The 25292-nt window shown below is 32.9% G+C and carries 8 protein-coding genes; all 8 read left to right on the top strand.

Translation table 11 applies throughout. The features are described from left to right. The first annotated feature begins 1066 nt into the window (after positions 1 to 1066). Genes BLW23_RS05880 through BLW23_RS05845 form a run of 8 tightly spaced genes read left to right on the top strand, consistent with a single transcriptional unit; the run spans position 1067 to position 25291 of the window. Positions 1067 to 5749: a hypothetical protein gene (locus BLW23_RS05880; RefSeq protein ID WP_093668277.1), complete on the top strand. Its 4683-nt coding sequence runs from the start codon at positions 1067 to 1069 to the stop codon at positions 5747 to 5749. Positions 5750 to 5755: 6 nt separating this feature from the next. Continuing rightward, positions 5756 to 7843 carry a fibronectin type III domain-containing protein gene (locus BLW23_RS05875; RefSeq protein WP_093668276.1) on the top strand — a complete coding sequence of 696 codons (2088 nt, stop codon included), beginning with the start codon at positions 5756 to 5758 and terminating at the stop codon, positions 7841 to 7843. 2 nt (positions 7844 to 7845) lie between these two features. Beyond that, positions 7846 to 9180, top strand: coding sequence for a hypothetical protein (locus tag BLW23_RS05870; RefSeq protein ID WP_093668275.1), 1335 nt, complete (start codon positions 7846 to 7848; stop codon positions 9178 to 9180). Position 9181: 1 nt separating this feature from the next. After that, positions 9182 to 10495, top strand: a complete 1314-nt coding sequence (locus tag BLW23_RS05865; RefSeq protein ID WP_093668274.1) for a SprB repeat-containing protein — start codon at positions 9182 to 9184, stop codon at positions 10493 to 10495. Between the two features lie 27 nt (positions 10496 to 10522). Further along, a complete protein-coding gene (locus BLW23_RS05860; RefSeq protein ID WP_176829760.1) occupies positions 10523 to 16924 on the top strand; it encodes a SprB repeat-containing protein in 6402 nt (2133 codons plus the stop codon). Next, positions 16924 to 18276, top strand: coding sequence for a PKD domain-containing protein (locus tag BLW23_RS05855; RefSeq protein ID WP_093668272.1), 1353 nt, complete (start codon positions 16924 to 16926; stop codon positions 18274 to 18276). The genes BLW23_RS05860 and BLW23_RS05855 overlap by 1 nt, the downstream gene beginning before the upstream one ends. Next, a complete protein-coding gene (locus BLW23_RS05850; RefSeq protein WP_093668271.1) occupies positions 18276 to 18638 on the top strand; it encodes a four helix bundle protein in 363 nt (120 codons plus the stop codon). Before BLW23_RS05855 ends, BLW23_RS05850 begins: the two co-directional genes overlap by 1 nt. Further along, complete coding sequence (locus tag BLW23_RS05845) at positions 18638 to 25291, top strand: fibronectin type III domain-containing protein (RefSeq protein ID WP_093668270.1); 6654 nt, start codon at positions 18638 to 18640, stop codon at positions 25289 to 25291. The genes BLW23_RS05850 and BLW23_RS05845 overlap by 1 nt, the downstream gene beginning before the upstream one ends. Position 25292 lies beyond the last annotated feature (1 nt).

Here is a 25292-nt window from a genome sequence, read left to right as displayed (position 1 = left end):
TTGGTTTTTATCTCCGTCGTATATTATTGTAATTGTTTTTTTGTAGGGTATGATTTGAAAAAAATAAGTCTTTAATTTTATGGACTTAAAGAATTGTTTACTATTTAAAACTGTTTATTATATAGTATTGCTGAAGACAGCTATTAATGGAATAACACTTATACTGTCCTGGACATCAATGCAATCATATCTTATACATTCTGTAAGGCAAGAGTTTACACCATTGACTATTTTTAGATAGTTTTTATTTAATTCTTCAACACCTTGAAGGTCTAATATTGATTTTAATACAAATATAAAGTTTTAGTTACTAAGGAGTAAAGTAGGAATTACTCATCAAATAATAAGAAGATAGGGCTCTTTATTAAAAAGCTATCAAAACAAGGGGGAAAGTTCTTTAATAAGATGATGTTGTTTTGATAGCCTTAATAAAAACGAACTATTTAAAACTAATTTTTAAAGCTTGTAAAAAGCAACATTAGGGGAACTGTTATTAATTACATAGCAAAGATAGATGAGAAGTTTTGATTGAAACTGAGTGAAGTATTTGTGATGTAGTGTTTTATGTTAAAACAGAAACAAATTGTCTAATATGAGGATAAAATGCAGATTTTTTTTAACGAGTTGTTTATTAGTAGGTTATCGGATCTGTTAAATTTTTCAGAGCTAGCTTTAATATGTATTTATGAAGTTGTGTGATTTTTTTAAAAGGAATTTGTGAGTATCTAACGAAAAAGAAGAAGCTACCTAGTAACGGGTAAAATGCTTCTCCTTTATTAATTATTATGTTTGAAAGTCACTTAAATGTAATTTGAAATTAGAATAGATACAGTGTTTATTAGTTGAATGGCAGCGAACTGTAGGTGGTTTGAGAAGTTTTGTCAGTTGAAATAACATCTTTACTTTACATTTTGGCGGCTATAGTGTTAGTTTATTTACTCTTTGACAGCTTAGATTTGTGAATAATGCTAATATTTCGTTTAATTATTTTTAAGAATTTATAAATTAATGTTAATTTTGCTCTGTTGTATTGAAAATAGAGAAATAACCCCCTTAGAATCAATTTATGCAAAAATTGTTTACCCTATTATTGGCATTAAGCTATTCATTTGTATTTGCTAATAATTTATCAGAAATTAATACAGGTAATGAATCTCAAGTTTTGAGATATCATAACCTTCTTGGTCACGATAATTTCGATGAGAACTTTCTAATAGAAAATTATACTCAAAACCCTAAGGTAGATACATTAATAGCAAAAGCAAGCGCTATTTTCGATAAGCTTGAGGAAAAGGGTAACTATGTTGATGTTCTTGGTTCCGATGATATGGTTAGTTTACCAATTGGAGTAAAAAAGAAAATAGGGGGACTTACTACGGTATTAGGTATTAGTAAAGCTAGGTTTTATCCAAATTACACAGAGGTAACAGCGTTTATTAAATTAGTTCTTCCTCAATCTCGAAAAGATGGGAGTCAAATAGTTTTATTTTTTGGAGCGGATAATTTAAAAATATCGCATAAGGGTGGTATCGTTGGTGATACCAATATTTCCTTACTAGGAAACATTCCAATTCCAATTAATGGAAATAAAGCGTTGTTAGAGCTTAAAGGAGGGTTTAATATGAAAACAGGAACGATTGACAATAAGACCTATGTAACTATTGACTGTTCGGGAATAAAAGAAATTGGTGTTGCTGCTGATGTGTTGTTTTCAAGAGATTTGGTTGAACCTGTGGACGCAAATTTTAAGCGTATCGAAGACGTCGAAACTAGAGTTAAAGGTAGTTTTCAAACCGTTGTTAGTGATTGGAATGATATTATTGCAGAGGTTAGCTTATCTCCTTTTCAACTTACAAATAAGAGAAGGACTGATGGAAAAGGGAAAGCTGGATTAATCTTCGAAGTCAATACAGCTGTTTTTGATTTTAGTGATTTAAGGAATTCTGAGCGTGTTGAATTTACAGATAGTTATAGAAGTAAATATTTAGTTGCGGGAAATGAGGAGTTATGGCGAGGTGTTTTTATAAAGTCTTTAAAAATTGCATTGCCTAAAGAGTTTAAAGAAAACGGAAGTGACGAGAGAATTACATTTACTGCCGCTAATTTATTATTAGATAATGAAGGAATATCGGGTAAGTTTTCTGCGAAAAATGTTCTAGCGCTTGATAAAGGAAATGCTTCTGGTTGGCAATTCTCTGTACATGATTTACATGCAAACCTCGAAGCTAATAAAATTACCGGTGCCGGATTTGGAGGGAATATTGTGTTACCAGTATCAAAAAAGTTAAGTAAGGATGAAGTTGCTAATTTATCGAAAGATGATTTAGAAAAGAGAACCGTAAAATATGAAGCTATAATTGATGTCGCTAAAGATGAATACAGTTTGAGTCTTTCTCCACTAAAAAAACTGGAATTTGATGTGTTTAAAGCGAAAGCAGAGCTACTTGAGAACTCAAAAATTGAACTAAAGGTATCCGAAGGGAAATTTAGACCAAAAGCAGTTCTGCATGGAAGTTTAAACATTAATGCAAGTAATGCCAAATTAGAAAATGGTAAAAAAGGAATTGTTGATTTTAAGGGAGTAAAGTTTCAGAAATTACAGCTACAAACAGAGTCACCTTATTTTTCAGTTGATTATATGGGATATGAAGGAGATGTGAAATTTGCTAAGTTCCCTGTTACAATTTCAGAAATCGGAGTAACGGCTAACGATCAAAAAACTTCGTTGAGTTTTGCTATTGATGTCAATTTAATGGGAAAAGGTTTTGCTGGAGGAACAAAACTGGATATCGTAGGAAAGTTCCATGAAGAAAATGAATTACATCGCTGGAAATTTGATAGAGTTGATATTCAAAGAATAAAAGTAGAAGCGGATTTAGGAAAGGTTAAGTTTAAGGGATTTGTTGATATTAAAGATAATGATCCAGTTTATGGTAATGGATTTTATGGAGAACTTGAAGCTGATTTCAACAATATTAATATTAAAGCTACCGCTTGGTTTGGTAAAACAGACGTTAGGTATTGGTATGTAGATGCATATGCAGATTTATCTAGTATGCCAACGAAACCAACTATAGGTCCTTTGAGTATTAACGGTTTTGGAGGTGGAGCTTATTATCATATGACAAAAAAATCGAAGCCTCCTTTGCAATTGTATGATGGAGAACCAGTCACAACACCTCCTCCTCCCTCTGGAATGGACTACGTTCCTAATAAAGATACAGGCTTAGGTTTTAGAGCTATGATTGGTTTTGAAACAGCTAATAAAAGTGCTTTCAACGGGAAGATTGGATTTGAAATGGAGTTTAATAAACGTGGTGGTTTAAATAGAATTTTCTTTTTTGGAGAAGCACATATTATGAAGTCTTTTGATATTGGTTTAGGAGATAAATTAAAAGAAAAACTTGGAAAGATTGAAGATAAAATTAATGACCTAGCGGAAAGTGATCTTGTACAGAAGTTAAAAGAGACGAATTTAGTTGAATATAGTAAAGTAACGTTTCCACAAGATGGATTGACTTTTGACGCAGGGATTGATGCTCATTTTTCTATGGAAATGGATTTTCAAAATAGCTCTTTCCATGCTGAAATGGAAGTTTATGTAAATACTCCTGGTAATTTCTTTAGTGGCGTCGGTCCTAAGGGAAGAGCTGGTTGGGCAGTATTTCATTCAAGTTCTGAAGGTTGGTATTTGCATATGGGAACACCCAAAGATCGTATTGGTTTAAGAGTAGGAATAGGAGGGTTTAGTGTTCAAGCAACCACATATTTAATGATTGGAGACAAAATCCCTGGAAGTCCTCCACCTCCGCAAGCCGTTGCAGATATTTTAGGTGTTAATTTGTCAAACCTTGATTATATGCGTGATTTAAACGCTCTTGGTGATGGACGAGGGTTCGCTATTGGTATGGATTTAAGTATCGATACTGGAGACATGAACTTCTTGATTTTTTATGCACGATTTAGAGCTGGCTTAGGATTTGATATCATGATAAAAGACTATGGAGAAACCGCTTGTAAAGGTAGTGGTCAAATAGGGGTCGATGGATGGTATGCTAATGGACAAGCGTATGCATATTTGGAAGGTGAACTAGGAATTAACATAAGGCTTTGGTTTATAAAAAAGAAGATACCAATTATTAAAGCAGGAGCTGCAGTATTACTGCAAGCCAAACTTCCAAACCCATCATGGTTTAGGGGATATGTGGGAGGACATTTTAATATTCTTGGAGGATTAATTAGCGGTAAATTCCGATTTAAAATTGAATTAGGAGATGAATGTGAAGTCGTTGGAGGAGCACCGTTAGGGGGACTTAAAATTATTTCAGGGGTAACTCCAGAGGATCAAGCTTCAGAAATTGATGTATTTACAGCTCCGCAAGCAGCGTTTAATATGAAAATTAATGAAGCATTTGAACTCGAAGATGACCAAGGAGTAAAAACATATAGAATTTTGTTAGATGAGTTTGTTGTCACAAAAGAAGGAGTTCCAATTGAAGGAGAGTTAGAATGGAGTGAGAGTAAAGATGTAGCGAACTTTATTTCATTTGATGTATTACCTCCAAAATCTACATTAACAGCCAAGGTGATTGTAAGTTTTCAAGAGTTGAAAGGTGGAAGTTGGATAACTATCTTAACCAATGGAAAGAAAGCACAAGAAATTGAAGAAAGAACATTTACAACTGGAGAAGCTCCTGATTATATTCCTGTAAAAAACATTGTGTATTCATATCCTGTAATAGATCAAAAATATTTTTATCAAGATGAAACCAATAATGGATATGTCAAGTTAAAAAGAGGGCAACCTTATTTATTTAAACCAGAGACAAATTGGACGCAAAATGTACGATATACTAATGTAGATGGTCATTCAACTACCAATTCCGTTAGTTATAATAAAGCGGATAGAATGGTTAATTTCACTTTAAGTAAATTACAAAAGAGTAAGGAATATACAGTTCAATTGATAAGTATTCCCGAAGGAAAAGAACAGGAAGAAAATTCAACATCGTATACTGAGAAGGAAACAGGGCAAGAAGGAAATTCTGTGAAAGTTAGAAATAAAAATGTGCAGAACGTAGTAAATTCGGATGTAGAAACCGAGCTACTAAAGTATAATTTCAGTACTAGTAAATATAAAACGTTTGAAAAGAAAATTAGAGCTAAAAATATTGTAAAACATTATTTAGAACCTATTTATTCTGATGTTCATGCTATTCAAACGGATATGGAAGAATCTGAAAGGTTTGACGTTGTAGAATTGGAAGGAAGCGAATATTCAGGTTATAAGGCTCTTATTACAGTGGAGGCCGTTCTTGATGATTCGTATTATGAAGATCGAATTTACGATCTAATATATAAAGGATACCCATTAGAGCCTGATTTCACTTTTAATAGGAGTGTGAACGAACTAGGATTACCTCCAAAGAAAGGTGTCGATATTTTAACATGGTATGTGCCTTATTTAAAACAAAACCCTAATTTTTCTTTATTGGATAAAAGAATGCCTTTTAGATATAACCTTCCTTATCATTATAAAATGGATTTTATCGATTTACAATATAAGGTGGTTAATAAATACTTGAATTTCCCAGATCAATACGCTTCTCAAATTCAACAATATAATTACATTATAAATGGAATTTTTCCGGCAATAAGTTCTGGAAAGTATAAGGTTAAAATGCAGTATGTATTGCCAGGTAATAAATTAGGCTCTAAAGCAATTTTTAAATATAAAAACCCATTTTAAGGCTAAATGAAAAGGATAGTTTTAATAGCGATATTTTTAGTGTACTCAATAGGAGTAACTAAAGCCCAAAATATATCAAAGACATCAGAGATAAAAGTTTTGGGAAGAGCTCATGAAAGTAATAAAATAATGTTGCGCTGGGCACCAGATAAACCAATTGCATTTAGAAAATTAAATCAATATGGATATCAAGTAAAGAGGTATACAATTAGTATAGGAGGTCAAACTTTAAGTAAGCCTATAGTGAAAGACTTTGGTACTTTTAAACCAGCAATTCCAGTGGAATGGATGAAGGTGGTTGAGAAAAATAATAATGCGGCTGTAATGGCGCAGGCTTTGTTTGGAGAAAGTTTTAATGTAGAAGGAGTCGGTGATTTACAAGGTATTATTAACATGTCTCAAGAGCAACAACAACGATTCACTTGGGCTTTATATGCAGCAGATCAGGATTTCTCCATAGCGAAGTTAGCAGGTTTGGGATTTGAAGACTTCGGAATTAAATCGAATGAGAAATATGTTTATAAAGTATTCTCATTGGTTCCTAAAAGCGAAATGAACATTAACGATGGTGGAGTTTTTATAGGTATGCAAGATTATGAAAGGTTACCTAAACCTCTTGATTTAGCAGCCATTTTCGATGATCATAAGGTAATGTTAAATTGGAATTACAAAGTATATGCGAATGAGTATAATAGCTATTTTGTTGAACGATCTGAAAGTGGTCAAAATTTTAAACGAATCAATAAATTACCATACACTACCTTAAATAGCGGAGGGAGAGTCGATACAAAAAGAATTTATTACATAGATTCTATAGCCAATAACAAAACATATTATTATAGAGTTAAGGGTAGAACAGCATTTGGAGAATTAAGTCCTCCTTCAGATATAATATCAGGTAAAGGATTAAAAGTATTAGAGTATGTACCTAAAATAAGCTCCAAAGAAATTGTAAACAAAAATAAAGGAGTACTATTAGAATGGGAGTTTCTAAAAGAAGGCAATAGATTTATTAAAGGATTCCGATTGAATAAGAGTAACAAAGTAGATGGAATCTATAAACCTGTTATAGACTATATTTTACCCAGTAAAAGAACAGTTATATATAATGATTTAGAACCAACAAACTATTTTACGATAACGGCAATTGGCAAAACAGGAAGTAATCGTGATTCTTATCCTGTTCTTGTGCAACCGATTGATTCCATTCCACCTATAAAACCAATTGGATTAGAGGGGAAAGTAGATAGTTTGGGTGTGGTAACTTTGAATTGGAAAGCAAACACCGAGTCGGATATGTTGGGATATCGAGTTTTTAAAGGAAATAATAGAGTAGAGGAATTTTCTCAAATAACAGTAAGTCCCCACCAGGCAACAACTTTTTATGATAGTGTCTCTGTAAAAAGCCTTAATGATAAAGTATATTATAAAATTGTAGCAGTTGATCAGCGTTTTAATATGTCAGATTATTCTGATGAGTTAATTCTTAAAAAACCAGATTATATACCACCTGCTTCACCTGTGATTACATCGTATGATGTTAAAGAAGGTAAGGTAAACTTAAAATGGGCAAATAGTCAAAGCTCAGATGTTCTTAGACATGAAGTATTCAGGCGAGTGCAAGATAGTATTAAATGGAACTTAGTAGCTTCTTTACCTAAAACAAAAGATACCTTAAACATTGCTTATACAGACTGGATAGATTCTAATGTTGACGGTAATGTTGATTATCAGTATTTGATAAAAGCTGTTGATGATAGTGGATTACAGTCAGAAAATGATGATTACCTTACTATTGAAGTTCCAAGGACTTCATTGAAATCTGGAATAAAAAATGTAGGAACCTATGTGGATAAAGTAAATGGGTTTATAGAAGTTTTTTGGAAAATTGAAGATGAAAGTTCCTTGTTGGAAGTAATGATATATAAAGGAATAAAAGAAAAGAAAATTAGACTATTAAGAAATGCTCCTCCTTCAATTACACGAATAGTTGATGAAGATATACGACCGAATAACTATTATATTTATTTGCTAAGACCAGTTTTTAAAGACGGGAGTTTAGGAGAAATAAAACAAATAGAATTAAAATACTAATTATGCATAAAGCGGTACTTTTTTTTATCTTTTTTTTTATTTGCTTTAAAATAAGCGCGCAATCGGAACTTTATGTACTATCCGTAAGACCGCAAAATATTACTGGACCAGATGGTGCAGGTGAATGTGATGGAAGAATAGGGGATTATCGAAATGGATATTCTGTTACTCATTCAACTGGTCGTTATCAAATTAATAGTAATAGTGTTTATATTAAGATAGATTATCAAGAAGGCTATAATGATGACCCAGGTTATGGTTGTAATGGACCATGTGGTCAGTATTCTGAAATGTGTAATGGAGTTGAATATGAAAGTACATTTAATCATTTTTCATCTTATGAAAATATTTATTCAGGAGAGGATCCTATTACTTGTGGAACTCAGGATTGTCTAGCTATTAGTTATAAAGCTGTTTTTTTACCCAGTATATCAGCACCTGTGGGTAAGTTATGCGAAAAAGAACAATTATTTGCTCAGTATTCTGACGGTGTAAATCATAATGTGAATGACTTGGTATGGGAATTTTACAGTAATACGGGGTGGAAAGAAATACCAAATCATAAAAATAGATACCCTTTAAATGTCAGTTTATTGGATGTTTTTGGGGCATCGTGGAGGACACAATTTACGGGGAATTTACAATTACGTTTTAAATATACGGCTCCGTTTACCAGTGATGTACTTTATTCTTTTAGTACATATACTATTAGTTTGACTGAATGTTCACCTGAGTTTGATAGTTTGAGTGCTTTTAAAACAAAATGTAATTATTCTGAGGATGGTAGTTTTAAATTAAAGGTAAAGAGAGATTTAGACTCTAATGAAAAACTTATTATGACGCTTTATTATCAGTATAGTACAGGATTCGATTTAGCTCCAAATCCACAAGAAACATCTTCTAATTTATTCAATGAACCAGATGGAAGTTATAGCCACACTTGGAGTGAGAACTTACCTTCTGGTAATTATAAGATTAAGTACCAAACAAAAATTGGAAGTGGTGGGATTTCCCCAACTGATCCAACTTGGACAACATTATCGGAGTATAGTTTTACAATAACGAATGCAAGAAGAGTCGAATTCTCTGCAGAAAAATTAAATGATGAATCTTGTTTCGAAGTAGAAGATGGAAAGATAAGGGTTTATAATGTTATTTCAGAATCGAATAGAAGCTTTTCATATATAGTATATGAAGTTCAAGGGACAAACACAGTAACGGTACTTAAAAACTGGACGTCCTTTGCCTCAAATAATGTAATTATAAATAATCTTAAAAAAACTAGACTAAGGTTGAAACTAAAAGATAGTCAGGGATGTTTTGCTAAATTGAATTAAAATGAAGAAGATAGTATCAATATTTTTTTTTATGACATGGTTTGTATTAAGTGTAAACGCTCAAAATCCTGAGTATTCTTATTTGGTAAAAACGGTTATTATGAGAACCACCACAGCAAATTTTGCTCATTTATTAATTGAAACTGATAAAGGAGGTGGAGGTAGAGTTGAACACAACTTTGTTGCTCCGAATGATGTTTTTTTCGATTTTGTTAGTTTACCAAATGATTTTAACACAGTTACCCTCACTATATTTAATTCTGAAGGTTCTTTTGCAAGTCCTACATACTGTGAATTTCGTGATACTGCGGAATTTACCAAAGTGAATTTTCATGGTTCATTTAACACCTTTTCGGCTTGTACTTATCAACAAACGGTTTTCCCGTTAAATATACAAGGTCCAGAAAACCCGGATGGTTCTAATATGAATCTTTGCTACTCATCTAATATTCGATTAAATTGCGGATATGATTGGGATTATCAAATAAATACCAGTGGGTGGAAACCTTTAGGTTCAGGAAAGATATCTATAGTTGTGAATGTTCAAGATTTGTACGAAACCGAAGGGATTTCTATGAGTGGGCAAAGTATTTTGAGATTTAGAACGGGATACAGATCGTTAAATAAGTTTGTAGCAATAGAGAATTATACAGTTACTACTTGTTCTCCTGATTTTATTGAATATTATGATCAGAGTAATACTACCTGCTCATATTTGAACGATGGAAAAATATCTGTTAAAGTGAGTAGAGGGATCGATTCAAATGAACAATTTGTAGCTACCTTATTCAAACAGGATGGAAGTAATGTTGTTTTAATTAATCAGTTAGGTACTAAGCAAGTAAATCCATCTGATCCATTAATTATTTTAGAAGATCTTGGTAGCGATCAATTTGGTTTTCAATGGTCCGAAGATATTGCGGCTAATTTAAATAACAACGATAAATATTTCTTTAGATATCAAACTTTAAATATTGGAGAAAATCCATCTATGCCAGCGGCAAATGATTCTTTTTGGGATGCTTTGGTTAAAACGCCTGATTTTCGAATAGAAAAGCCTCTAAATGTTAGGTTCGATGCTGAGAAACTAAATGATATTTCTTGTTTTAATGTTGGAGATGGAAAAATAAAAGTTAAAAATGTATCGGGAGGGAGCGGAACGAAATATGAGTATAGTTTGAATGGTAATAATTACTGGACTCGATTCAATGGAACAAATGAGCTTGCTAATGAAACAACTATTAATTCCTTATCAAAGGGGAATATTGTTATTAGGGTAAGAGATGGAAATAAATGTGTTGCTAAAAAAGAATAAAATAGGATGAGCTGTCAAGGGAAAAATATGAGTAAAATTATCTGGAATTATATAATGATAACATTTGTAATGATGCTGTCATTAAAAGGAGTTTCTCAAACTGTTGGGCAAGATCCAGATGGGACCAAATATATTGATATTGAAATAAAAGGCCCCAATCAGGCTTTAAAACTTGAGTTAGTTCAAGTTCAAGAAGTAAAAGAGCATGATCAGTCAAATGGAGTTATTCAAATAAAACCATCAGGGGGATGGCCAAATTATACTTATTTTTTGTACAAGGATAACGTTTTACAAAATTCTGGAGGAACTTCTATTTCTGGAAACGTTAATATTTCAAACCTTGGAGCAGCAGTTTATCGAGTAGAGTTAAGGGATAATAAATATGCCACTACTTCTAATGCATGTAATAGGGTTATAGAAAGTATAACACTTGCAAATCCGCCCGAATTAACTATCAGTGCTTCGATAAATCAAGCTATTTTATGTAATGTAGGAAGAGGAAGTATTAGAGCTTTGGTAAAAGGAGGTTTATCTCCAAGTAGTGGGAATTATATTGTAAATCTCTATAAAAATGGAAGTTCTTCAGCATCACAAACTAAATATGTGAGTTATTCAAGCAATACGAATCAAGCGGTAGATTTTGAATCATTGTTAGTAGGTAATTATAGAATAGAGGTTGTAGATAAATATGATGTCAAAAAAAGTGCCTCTGTAAATCTTGTCGAGCCTACTCAGTTATCAGTTCCAGTAGTTACACCTAGTCATGTTTCTTGTAATGGAGGAAATGATGGACAGATAGTGGTATCTACAACAGGAGGAACTTTACCATATACTTTAATTCTTGATGGTATTAACCAATCAGGAACGTTTAACTCTTCAAAAACTATTTCTAATAAGTCCGCTAAAGGATATTTAATACAAATAAGAGATGCAAATGGATGTTTGTCAAGTCAAGTATCTACTGCAATTACGCAACCACCTGCTTTAAGTATTTCAAAAATAAGTGATGGTAACCCTACATTTTCTGGGGCTCAAGACGGCTTTATAAATATATCTGTTTCAGGTGGAAAAGCTGGATATACATACCAGTGGTTTAAGAATACCAGCACTTCTTCTTTTACAACTACTCAAAATGTTTCAGGTTTGGGAGCTGGTTCATATAAAGTAAGAGTAACTGATGCGAATGGCTGCATTAAAGAATTAACAAATATAGTGTTAACTGACCCAGAGCCTCTTGTTGTAAACTTAACGAAAAATGATGTTAAGTGTTTTGGAGAGTCAACAGGAGATATAACTGCAATGGTTACTGGTGGGGCTAGTTCAACATATAAATACGAATGGTTTAAAATAGAAGGAACAAATACTTCTATAGGAACAAATTCAAGTTCTGTAACAAGTTTATCAAATGGTAATTATAAAGTAAAAGTAACAGTTCTTTTAGCAGGGGTTCCAGTTGAAAGTGAGGAAACAAGTACAACCATTGGTCAACCTAACGCACGGATAAGTGTTAATGAATCAAAAACTAATATATCATGTAAAAGAGGTAATTCGGGGAGTATTTCGCTTAATATTTCTGGAGGTACACCAGGATATACCTATCAATGGTCTAATGGAAAAACAACCAAAGATATACGAGATTTAGTGGCGGGAAGCTATACTGTTAGAGTAACGGATAATAATAATTGTTTTGAGGAAAAAACTATAAATTTAACTGAACCTTCGGAAGAATTAACAGTCGTTTTAGATAATGCTCAAGACCCCTTATCGTTTGGCGGGTTAGATGGGAATATAAACATAACTGTGAGCGGAGGTACATCATCTTATACATATGAATGGTTCAAAGATGGAGGAACGTCTTCAATAGCAACTACGCAAAATATAGCAAATATAGGTAAAGGGACTTATGAAGTAAAGGTTACCGATGTAAATGGATGTGTAGATACGCTAATTCATGTTTTAGATGAACCAGAGGAGCTAATAGCTACGATAAGCATTCCTTCTGATGGACAGTTATTTTGTCATAATGATACAGATGGTAAAATGGAGGTAGCCGTAACTGGAGGACTGGCACCATATAGGTATCATTGGTATGTTAGAGACGGAAGTGGAGGAAAAACCTTTATTTCTGGTGCGACGGGAACAACATTATCAAATTTATCAACTGGAAATTATGGGGTTGAAGTAATTGATAGAGATGGAAATGGTGTGAAAACTACTGATGAAAAAGAAATGGAAAATCCAGTTTTGGTTGAAATAGCATCTTCAAAAATTATCAATGTAGCATGTTTTGGTGATAATACTGGAGAAATAGAAGTGACTTTAGCTGGTGGAAATAACAGTTATATTTATGAATGGACAAAACTAGGAGAGACAACAATTATTGGTACTTCGAATAAACTATCGAATGTACCTGTAGGAGAATATAAAATTAAAGTAACTGATAATTTAAACTGTCCAAATCCAGCAATAGAAAGAACTTTTATTATAACACAACCCGAAGAGCTTATAATAGTGAATGATTCTCAGATGAACTTATCTGGATTTGAAACCAATAATGGAGAGATTAATGTAGAAGAAGTTTCAGGAGGCCTTTTACCATATACCTATGCTTTAAGATTGAAAGGTACCATACCAGTTATAGGTACGACTAGTCATATAAGTAATCTTGCGGCTGGAATTTATGTGATGACTGTTATTGATGCTAATAACTGTAAAGTGGAAAAAGAATTTACATTAACGCAGCCAGATAAATTAGAATTAAATATAAATGTTAGCCGCTCTATAGCATGTTTTGGAGAAACAGGTACTATTAGTTCTATGGTAAGTGGTGGTTTTTTAAACCCTGGAGAAGATTATGTTTATGCGTGGTATAATTTAAATGACCTTGCCACTAAGGTTGGTAATACTGATGAAATTACTACGATTACTGGAACATATAGATTGGTGGTTTCTGATTCAAATGGAAATACAACTCAAGACGAAATAGCATTAATACAAAACGATGCTTTAGCCATTAATCACTCCAAAGTTGATGTGAGCTGTTTTACAGGAAATGATGGAAGTATAGATATTACTGTTTCAGGAGGTACTAATAATTATACTTACATATGGAGTAATGGAGAAACAACACAAGATGTTTCTTCCTTAGTAAAAGGAGTATACATTGTTAAAGTAACGGACACAAATGGTTGTCAATTAGAAGAAACCATTACAATTTCAGAACCAAATGAACTAGTCATAGCAAATGATTCCTTTACGAATTTAACTGGTTTTGAAACAAGCAACGGAGAAATCAATGTCATTGAAGTAAATGGAGGAACTATGCCTTATTCATACGCCTTAACATTACTTAATGAGACTACAGTATTAAGCATTTCTAGCAATCCAACAGGATTGGAAGCTGGTGTTTATGAAATAACAATCACTGATGCGAAAGGATGTGAATTCAAGAAGCAATACACATTAACACAACCAGATAAATTAGAAGTAAATTTGTTTGTAAACTCAATAATAGCCTGTAATGGAGAGACAGGTGTTCTTGGTTCCACAGTTGCTGGAGGATATTTAACCACTGGAAATGATTATACTTATAATTGGTATAATACACAGGATTTAACAACAACCATTGGAAATGAATCTAGCTTAACAACGTTTGCAGGATACTACCGATTGATAGTAACTGATCAGAATGGAAATACAACTTTTCAAGATATAGAACTGAAAGAAAACGAGGAGGTTCAAATTACCTATTCGAAAACTGATGTAACTTGTTATAATGGTAATAATGGAAGTATCGATATTACCGTAACTGGAGGGACAGGAGTTTATACTTTCTTATGGAATCATGGCGCAACAACAGAAGATTTAACTTCACTTCCTAGTGGTGCTTATAGTATATTAGTCACTGATGAAAATGGTTGTTTTAAACAAGAAACTATTGAAATAATACAGCCGAGTGAATATAATATTACAATTAATGTATTCCAAAGACCTTCAGGAGCAGGTTTATCTGATGGTCAATTGTCCGTATCTGTCCAAGGAGGAACACCACCGTATAGTTTTGAATGGAAAGATGAAACTAACACCATAATAAGTACTACTAATTCAGCAGTTGATATTCCTGCAGGGAACTATAGTCTAAAAGTAACCGATTCAAGAGGGTGTGTACTACTTGAAAACTATAATTTGGGAGAACCAGACCCTTTAATAGTATCAATCCAACAAACTCAGGAAATCAAATGTAATGGTGATGCAGCTGGTATTCTAAAAGCTACTGCTACGGGCGGAGTAGGAGGAAATTTATTCACATGGTATGATAATAACAATATGGTTATTGGAACAAGTGATATTATTTATAATTTGCATGCAGGAGTTTACTCTGTAAAGGTGACAGATGCAAATGGAATAGAGGATATTAGTGACGTTTTTGTAATAGTTCAACCAGATTTGTTAAATGAAACGGCAAGTCATACGAATTTGACATGTTTTGAATCAAATAATGGAACCATAAGTTTAAACGTTTTTGGAGGTACCTCTGATTATTTTTATCGTATAAAATCATCAAATGGTTCCTATGGAAATTGGGAAGTTTTCAGTAGTTCTATTGTTATTGAGAATTTACAGGCAGGTTCTTATGATGTTCAAATTAAAGATAGTAATGATTGTTTTTTAAGAGAAGGAAATGCAATTAAAACGTTGGTATTTGACTTAAGTCAACCTGATGCATTGAGCATTATTGGAAGCGTTACAGAAGTAACAGGTTTTGGATTATCGAATGGCGCGGTTGATATTTCAGTTTCTGGTGGTACTTTACCTTATTCTTATGAGTGGACAAACTCTTTAGGTATTGTAATTGCTAACGTTCAAGATATTGAAAACCTTATAGCTGACACTTACGTTGTGAAGGTTACAGATACTAATGGATGTTACTTTACAAAGGAGTTTATCGTAAATCAACCCGATCTTTTAGAAGTTTCAATTCAACAACAAAATATTGTTTTATGTAATACAAATGAAACGGCTAGTATTATATCAAGCACCACAGGAGGGGTTTTACCATATCAATACCAATGGTTTAATGAGGGACAATCTACTATATTGAGTAATGAAAGTTCGTTAAATAATATAGGAGAAGGAAATTATTATGTTGTTGTTACGGATGGGAATAACAATATATCAGAAAGCTTAAAGCTCGAAATTACGGAACCAGAAATTTTAACCGCTACTCTTCAAGCAACTGCTTTAGGGTGTGGATTGGATAATGATTGGAGCATTACTTCCGTAGTTGAAGGAGGAACAGCACCTTATTCATACTCATGGAGTTCAGGAGAGAATACTTCAGACATATCAAATGTATCGTTGGGAAGCTATTTTGTTTTAATTACTGATACCAACGGATGTCAAACAACAGCAAGAATTACACTTGAAAACCCTTCACCTTTAACAGTTAATGAAACAATTACCAATATTGTATGTTATAACGAATGTAGTGGGGAAATTGATGTAGCAATTGAAGGAGGTTTAGCCCCTTATGAAATTCTTTGGAACAATGGAGTAACAACAAGTTCAATTTCAAATCTTTGTTCTGGTGATTATTGGGTGGTTGTAACGGATCAAAAGGGATGTCAAATAAAAAAGGAGTTTACACTAATAAATCCTGAAGAGTTCATTTTTGAAGTAGTTCCGGATGAAGTTACGTTATGTTTGGGAGAGAGTATTGAATATAATGTGACTCAAGATCAAATTGTTGAGTATTCTTGGGGTTCTAATAACGGATTTGAAAGCAACCAAAGTATTGTGACATTATCGGAAGAAGGTATTTATAACTTAACAGTGAAAACAATTAATGGTTGCGAACTTTCAAAAAATATTACTATCCATACTTCAGACACTGTTATTGATGCTCAATTTATATTGACTTCTCAAGCATTTGTAGGAGAAGATATTGCTATTATAAACGTGTCAAACCCTATAAGTGAAAATGTAATTTGGGGAGTGCCTACTAATGTGAGTATTGTGCAAGAATCTAAAGAAGGTATTGTATTGCGATTCCCTGCTCCAGGAGATTATGAAGTGTCACTTATGTCGGAAGAAGGTAATTGTAAAAAAATAGTGACTAAAATAGTGAATGTATTTAGGGCGAGAGATCTTCCTGATGTTGGAGATATTGATCAACCATTGGTCAAGAAGTTTGAGATTTTCTCCAATCCAAATGATGGTAAATTTAAAGTAAATTTAGAACTTGAAAAGGAAGCAGAAGTGTCTTTGCGCTTGTTTAGTTTATCAGCGAATACAGTGATTACAGATAAAATGTTATCAGGGCAAAAGGAGTATGAAGTAGATTATGATATTAATGTTTCTCCAGGAATATATATTCTATTATTAGAAGCCTCTAAGACGCGTAGAATAAGAAAAATAATAGTGCAGTAATGAAGAAGTTTATCATTTTTTTGGTCGGAGTTTTGGGTATATGTGCCTGTATTGATGAAGTAGCATTACCAGTTACTACTGAATTTGAATATGAGGTTGTAAACAACGATTTTACAGTTCCTGTTCAGGTAAAAATTAAAAATAATACAGAAGGAGCAGATACCTATGATTGGACTTTTGAAGGTGGTCAGCCTAGTACTTCAACAGATAAAAACCCGGGTACTATCACCTATAATGACGCGGGTGAATTTCTTATAAAATTAGAAGCATCTAATCGTGATGGCAGTGTCGATATAAAAACGGAAACAATTAGAATCAATCCAACAATTAATTTGGATTTTGAGGTTGAAGTGCTTGAGAATAATTTTTCTCCGGTTGAAGTTAAAATAACCAATAATACTTCAGGAGCTAATTCTTTTGAATGGTTTTTTCAAGGAGGAAATATTGAAACTTCTAGAGAAGAACACCCTGAGAATATAATTTTTACAGCACCAGGAGATCATAGAATACGTTTGAAGGCAGGCAATGGAATGGAGAATCATGTTTTAGAGAAATCTATAAACGTATTACCCTATTTGGAAGCAAAGTTTGATTATTCAGTAGCTTTTGAAGATGATGATTATCAAGTACCCGTAAAAATAAATTTAACAAATAATAGCATCAGTACTACCAATTACGAATGGACGTTTGAGGGAGCAAACATTAGTACTAGTAACCAAGAAAATTTGGATATTACTTTGGTTACACCTGGTACCCATAGTATTAAACTCAAAGCTTCAAATGGTAAAGAAGAGAAAGAAATTACAAAAACCATTACGGTATTTGAAAACACAAATATTAGAGAGTTCAATAACGTTAAACTAGGAATTAATACAGCTCATAATACTAATAATAGAGGTGCATTTTATTCTGCAATAACCAGACAAGTGTATTCTGAGAATGAAATTACTGATGATATTGGAGCTAAAATTGATTTTGTGTATTTCGGGTTGAATGAAAGTTTTGCTTTCAACAAATTTGTAAGCCCTGATCAAGCAGATACAACGGCATTTTCAGCGATACCAAATTCAACGACTACAAAAATTATTAATAATCAAGAGCTTTGTAATTGTACTTCTTCTATGTCCGTTTCTGAGTTTGATGCAATGTCTGATGATTCTATTTTTAGAAATATGGATATAAATGAAACTACAGAAGGACTTACTGAGTTTTCTAATTCAGTTTCTCCTAGAATCGTGCTGTTTCAAACTTCAGATCAAAGAAAAGGAGCAGTAAAAGTAAAACAGTTTGTAAGACAAGGAACCAATTCTTACATCGTGGTAGATATAAAAATTCAAAAAGAAGCTAACTGATGGATTTTAAAGATCTAAAAGCATATAATAAAGCATTTGGTTTAGCCATGAACATATTTGAAAAAACAAAGAAATACCCAAAGGAAGAACGTTATTCTTTAATAGATCAAATGAGAAGGAGTTCAAGGTCAGTATGTGCAAATATTGCAGAAGGTTACAGAAAGCGTTTATATATAAAGCATTTTATAGCCAAATTATCGGATGCGGATATGGAGAATAGTGAAACTCAAGTTTGGATAGACTTTTCTTTAGCATGTGAATATATCAATAAAGAAACACATAATATTTTAATGAAAGAATCATTAGAAGTTGGAAAATTATTAGGATATATGATTCAAAACCCTGAAAAATTCAAAAAATAATGAGAAAATTGTTAGAAATAGTTAATTTGTTTGTTTTTTATCTTGTCCAGACTTCAGTATGCAGCGTGCAGTCGGCAGTCAGTAGCTGTAAGCATGCATTTATCGGTATGCAGTCGGCAGTGAGTGACTGTAAGTATGCAGTTTTCAGTATGCAGTCGGTAGTTGGGAATATGAAATTTTTTAAGGAGTTGATTGAAAATCTAATAAAATTCTACAAATCAATTCACAGCCTACTGAAAAACTGCCTACCAAGTATCCGCAACACCAAGAACTTCCTACTGGAAAACTGCCTACTAAGAACCACGCTACTAGTAACCATTCTACTAAGTACGATACAAATAAACGCACAAACATATCCTGTACAAGTAACTCCGCAGCTGGTTCCTCCATATAGTATAAAGCTATCGGATTATTCAACAACAACAAGTGAAAAATTATTTGTAAACTTATTACTTACAGATGTAAATGAAATAGGTAGAAGAGTTCGACTTAAAATGCATATCGCTGGTCAGGGGATTTCTGTTGTTTCAAACGATATAATAATTGGAGAAAACCCTGTTTTCCTTGACGGAGGAATTAATTTAAGATTGTCAAATCTCGATTTGCAGGCCTATTTCCGTCAGAGCAATTTATCAGGAATTACAGAGCAACAATATAATGTCCCATTACCCAATGGTGCATATGAGTTTTGTTTTGAAGTTTATGATTATTTCACGAACCGAATTTTATCAAATAAAAGTTGCACAACAGTATATTTGATTCAAAATGATCCACCAATTCTGAACTTACCGTTTAGAGACAATATCGTTACGGCTACAAATCCTCAAAATGTATTATTCACATGGACACCACGTCATACAAATGCACCGAATGTTCAATATGAGTTTATACTAAAAGAGCTCTGGGATGTAAGAAATCCACAGGCTAATTTTTTAGGATCCATTCCTTTTTATCAAACCACCACACAAAGTACTACACTATTAATTGGACCTGAAGCACCGCAGATGTTGTCGGGTAAAATGTATGGATGGCAAGTACGCGCTTATGTAAGTGATGGGGTAGAAGAAACTACTGTATTTAAGAATGATGGTAAAAGCGAGATATTTTGGTTTAAATATTTAGAAGACTGCGAAGCCCCATCTTTTGTTATTTCTCAGGCGTTAAACTCTGAATCCGTAAGAATTAACTGGCAAATATCAGATCATATTAAATATCAAATTCAATATAGAAAAAAAGGGTTTGGAGACGATGATTGGTTTGATGTTGAAACTTATACCAATGAAGGAACTATTTATAGCCTAGAACCAAGTACGTTATATGAATTTAGAGTGGGAGGAGAGTGTACACCTTTGTCGGGGTATGCTTATTCTAATATTCAAGAATTTACCACGCCCTCGAATGATGAAGCAGCCTATTATAATTGTGGATTCACACCTGAAATTGATATAACCAATACCGATCCATTACCAAGTTTAAAACCAAATGATACTTTTACGGCTGGAGATTTCCCCGTAGTAGTAAGAGAAGTTTCTGGAGGAAATGGTGTTTTTTCAGGTTGGGGATATATTACGTTACCTTTTCTAGAAAACATAAAAGAGATTATTGATGCTGTAAATATAGCAACGGGTGCGGCAACGAATGAAGAAGGTGGTGGAGACGTAAATATTGGAAAATATACACGAATTAAAGTCGCCTTTCAAGGGATTCAAATAAACACTAGCAAACAATTAACCCAAGGAGTTGTAGAAACTGATTATGACCCAACATGGGGTGGTATCATTGATGTAGATGATGTAATTGATGATATTGTTGGAGATGATGGTGCTATTGAAGAATATGATGCTTCAAATGTAGAAGGTCTGGATAATGTAATTGTTACGGAAGACGGAACAGTAGTGTTGGTTTTACAGGATGGAACTCAAGTACCAATAGAAACTGACAAACCAGTTGTAGTTAAAGGAGAAGACCAACAGTGGACCGTCGATGAAGATGGAAATGTATCTGAAGGAACGCCAGCAGAAGGAGGAACTCCTACGAATGATAATACCGCTGGGATGTCAAACTCGGGAAGTGTTAATGAAATCAGTGAAAAAGATGTACAGGTAACATTTATTCCATCAGGTTTTTACGGAACTGACCAATATCAAGAGAACATAAACTCAGAAAAATATAAAAAAGAGTACGAGTTTATTAAAACTCACGATGATAAAGAATATTCGGTTTTATATAAATTAATCTCAGATATGCCTAAGGCAACAGATGAGGTAAAAGCCAATGTTACTTTTTCAAACGGAAAAACAAAGGAAGATATCATCTTTAAAACCATTAATGGTGGAAAAGTGGAAACTACTTGGTCTGACAATGAAGCAACGCTAAAATTAAAACGCCAATTTAATTTTGCAAAGGATGAAATATTGGCAACGGTAAAACCAAAAGATTCTACTGGTAAATATACCATTGCTGGAAAGTTAAATACGTGGCATGTACAACAACGAGAGATAAACCTTTCTTTAGTTTCTGTGAATGGAACTCCCTTATCTGGGGTCAAAGAACGTATTAACGAAATATACAATAAGGCAGGGGTGCACTTTAAAATAGATACGGTTCATTATAGCACTGGTATCACCACTTTAAATAATGGAGATAGCGATGTTTTGGCAAACTATACTACCGAAGAACGTGCGTTAATTAGCTATTATAAATCTAAAAAAGGATCACAAAAGGAGAGGTATTACCTGTTTTTTATTGATAAAAGTAAGATTACCCTAGCCAATGATATTGAAGGTTTTATGCCATTGAAACGTCAGTTTGGATTTGTTTTTACGCAGAGCGATCCTGGGAGGGTAGCGGCACACGAATTAGGACATGGTATTTTCGGATTAAAGCATCCATGGGACCAGTATAATGATAGTAGTTCTAAAGAAAAGACGGATTATTTAATGGATTATGGAAGTGGTACCACTTTTAGTCATATGGATTGGCAAAAATTACACGCCCCAGGTATTCAGTTGTATTGGTTTCAAGATGATGAGGCTGGGGAAATAGGAGGGTTATATTGGTTAACTCCAAATTGGGAAGTATTTACTGTTACTAATACAAAATCTATAACTAATAAGATTGAAGGAAATGAATACGTGCAAGGCTCTGTTCCTGGTTTTAAAATTAAAAAAGATGAAGATAATAGTATTTATTACTACGCTAAATTTAAGGATGATGGATCTTTCCAAGGTTATTATTCTAATAAAGAGAAAGAATTTTATGATTTAAAGACATCTATTTTAAAGGATAATGATTCAATAGCAGTCTTTAATTTTAATGGAGGTTGTGGTAAAAATTCATATTATAAAGCTAAGTGGAAAGATGTTAAAGGACAAAAAGGAAAGACGCCTATAGTAGCGGAAAGTTTAAGATCTACTATTAAGATTATAGGATGTGATACTCAAACCCATGAAACTAGTAATTGTGATAGTTTTGCAGCGCTGTCCTATGATAAAGAAGAAGATGTGTCTTCATTAAATAAATACCAAACCAAATTAAATGAATCTTTAGGTACTGCTTTAGCAGAAATAGAGAGCAGATCAAGCGTTCAAGTTAGAGATAAAGGTAGTTTTAATCATTTACAATTTATTAATGGTAGTGATTTTAATGTTTTGGAGAGGACTAAGAATTTTGAGATTTTAGAGGATAAATTACATTTATTAGCTCACTATACGAACACCTATTTTGTAGTTAGTTTTCTTAAACTGGAATCAACAAATACGAGTATTCCATCTGCAATATTGAGTAACATGGCAGAGAAGAGTATTACTGAAAATCAAAATTTTATTAATGGTAAAAAGGTAGTACATCTTATAGTATCATCATCCAATTATGAATCCATTTTTGGTGTTGGACTTTTTAATAAGGACGTGTGTTATAGCATGGGATATGGGCAAAGTTTATCTGATATTATTTTATCAAGTGAGGTAGAAGAGGGGACTTCACCATTTACAGACATTATTAATGTATTTAAAACAGTTGAAAAACCATTAAACTTATATACGACTATAATAAAATCCGATTTTTCAATTCATACACTTCAAAAGAAATCTAGAAGTAGTGTTAGAGGGTATCCTTTAATAAATGCTTTAGCAACATTAAAGTCACCTTATTTAAAAATAATTAAACAAAAATTAAGAGATAAAGAAGGGGAAGTTGGGGAATTAAAAGACAATGCTTCTAAAGAAGAAGAGCTAGAGTATCAAAGAAAGTTTTTAAAATGGAAACAAGAATATGACACATTAATTTTAAAAGCGGAAGAAAGAGATGCTCAGGCAATTGTAAACAATAATAAAGATGATTATTTCGAAAGAGTTAATGGTAAAATAGAGTTAAGAGAAGTATATATAACTGACTCTACTTTTAAAGATGGTCTTCAAATGCAGTATGCAAAGTTTCATTTTGATAAAGATGAAACTTTGGATTTCTTAGTTAGTATAGCTTATACTTTTGGTGATTATAATGAATTAGATAGCAAGAAGCATTTTTATGACGGTGAAATTAATCCGAATGAAGTCATTTATGGAATGATTGATGCTGCCTCTTTATTTTTTGCTCCTGTCGGATTAGATACGGTTTTTGATTTTGCTGGTTTGGCATTTGCAACATATAATAAGGATACAGCTAGGATTTTTGAGTATTCATTTGGTGTAGTAATGTTTGGTTATGCGCAATATGGAACGACATTCATTAAATCATTTAAATTAGCAAAGCTGAAAAAAGCGGATGATTCATATGAGTACATTATTAAGAGAGCAGAAGATGAATTGGAAGGAGGAGAAGAATTATTGGCGGAAATTGTAGGAAAGAATATCGATGATGCAAGAAATAGATTACGATCAGAAGGCTTTATTGCAGATATTATAGATGGTGTAGGTGAAATTTCTACGGCTAATCACATGTTAGTTTTGGGTGGTGATTTAGCAGAAACATCTAAAAGATTACTGGCAATAGAAACACAAAATGTTGATAATGTAATTGATATAGTGGTACATGGAGCAGATAATAAAATTATTATAGATGGTAAAGAAGTAACAGATGAGATTGTAAATATTAAAAAATGGTTAGAAGATAATCACCCAGATGTAAATAAGGTAAGATTATTATCATGTACAAATCTTGAAGGAGCGCAAGATTTTGCCAATAAATTGGGAGACAAGCTTACAGTGCAAGCAACGAATGGCTATGTAAGGGTGCATAATGACGGTTTGGTATCTGTAGTGGCAAGAGAGCCTAATGGAAGTACGGAATGGTATGAATTAGGTGCTAATAGACAAGAGAAAGTACTCCCAGAAAATGCTAGACCAAGAGGTCCAGATACGAATCAGTTGGACGATGCAGCCTATGTCGATGATTTCTTAGAACTTTCTACTCGAACGTTGGATGAAATTAACTGGGCTACATTATTAAAACAAAATCCAAGTCTCGCGAAAAAAGTAGAGGATAATCTCTCAGATTTAGAGCAAAGAGCAAGATTCGTTTCCGATCTTTTGACTAAAAAAGGTGTTAAGAAACCTAAAATATTACAAAGAGAATTATTATTTAAGTACCATGATCAAATCACGGAAACGCACATTAGAGCTTGGAAAATTTTGCAAAATGCTAATCCAGAGCTAGGAAAACGATTTGTTAATTTAGATGGTTTTGCAGGAATTATTAACAGATTTGACGAGCTATCCGATGTTCAAAAAGAGGATTTTATAAAAGTCTTGAGTTATATAGATGCCATGAAAATAGATAAAGTTGTAGGAGATGATTTAATAGTAAATAATCTTAGTGAGTTAAAAGTTATGCATATAGATGCATGGTTAAAATTAAGAGAATATCCGCAAGTAAATGCAAAGTATAATTTTAAAGATTTAGATCTTTTAGGTAAAGAAAAAAAATCAGCTGAGAATATTGTGTTAGACTATGGTGAGAGAGATGGCAATTTAGAAAGTTTATTAAAGCTTTTTGGATATGATAATGCAGCATATGCAGCAAAGTGGGCAGGGAAAGTTAGTGATTATAATATTGAAGCACTTAATAAACTAACAGGAGAAGCATATGAACGGATGAAAAAAGCCTATACCTTTGAGATTATTAATGAAAATGGGGATAAAATAACATATGCGGTAAAAGGAAATGATTGGAAAGGTTTTTTTAAAGAATTAAAAGAATCAGGGCATTTTAATGGTTTTCAATCGCATCATATTTTTGTGGTCGAAGCTTTAAAGAGAAGTGAAGGTTATAGAAAATGGTATGACAAAATGGGACATACCGTAATGGATATAAATGGAAAACATCACGATGGCTTGCTAAACCTTATTATGTTGGAGGGATATACAAAGCCAAAGGGTGTTAAACCAGAAATGGGGGTACATGCAAATCATGGTAATTACAATAAAACCCTAATAGACTTTTTTAATGCAAGATGGAAAGATAATTTAAAGAAGTCGAACAATGTTGATGATGCAATTGAGGTATTTGGTGAAGAAGTACTAAAAGTGCAAGCGCAGTTGAATGAGTTATTGTTAGAAAAATGTGTTGTCGGTTATAAAGATGCCTCAGGAAAATGGATACGAACTAAAGTAGATGATTTGATAAATGAGGAAGTATTAAAATCAATGTTATAAG

The organism is Tenacibaculum sp. MAR_2009_124, from assembly GCF_900105455.1.
Lineage (GTDB): Bacteria > Bacteroidota > Bacteroidia > Flavobacteriales > Flavobacteriaceae > Polaribacter.
Note: the sequence above shows the minus strand (reverse complement) of the source record. Positions and strands in the feature narration are given on the sequence as shown.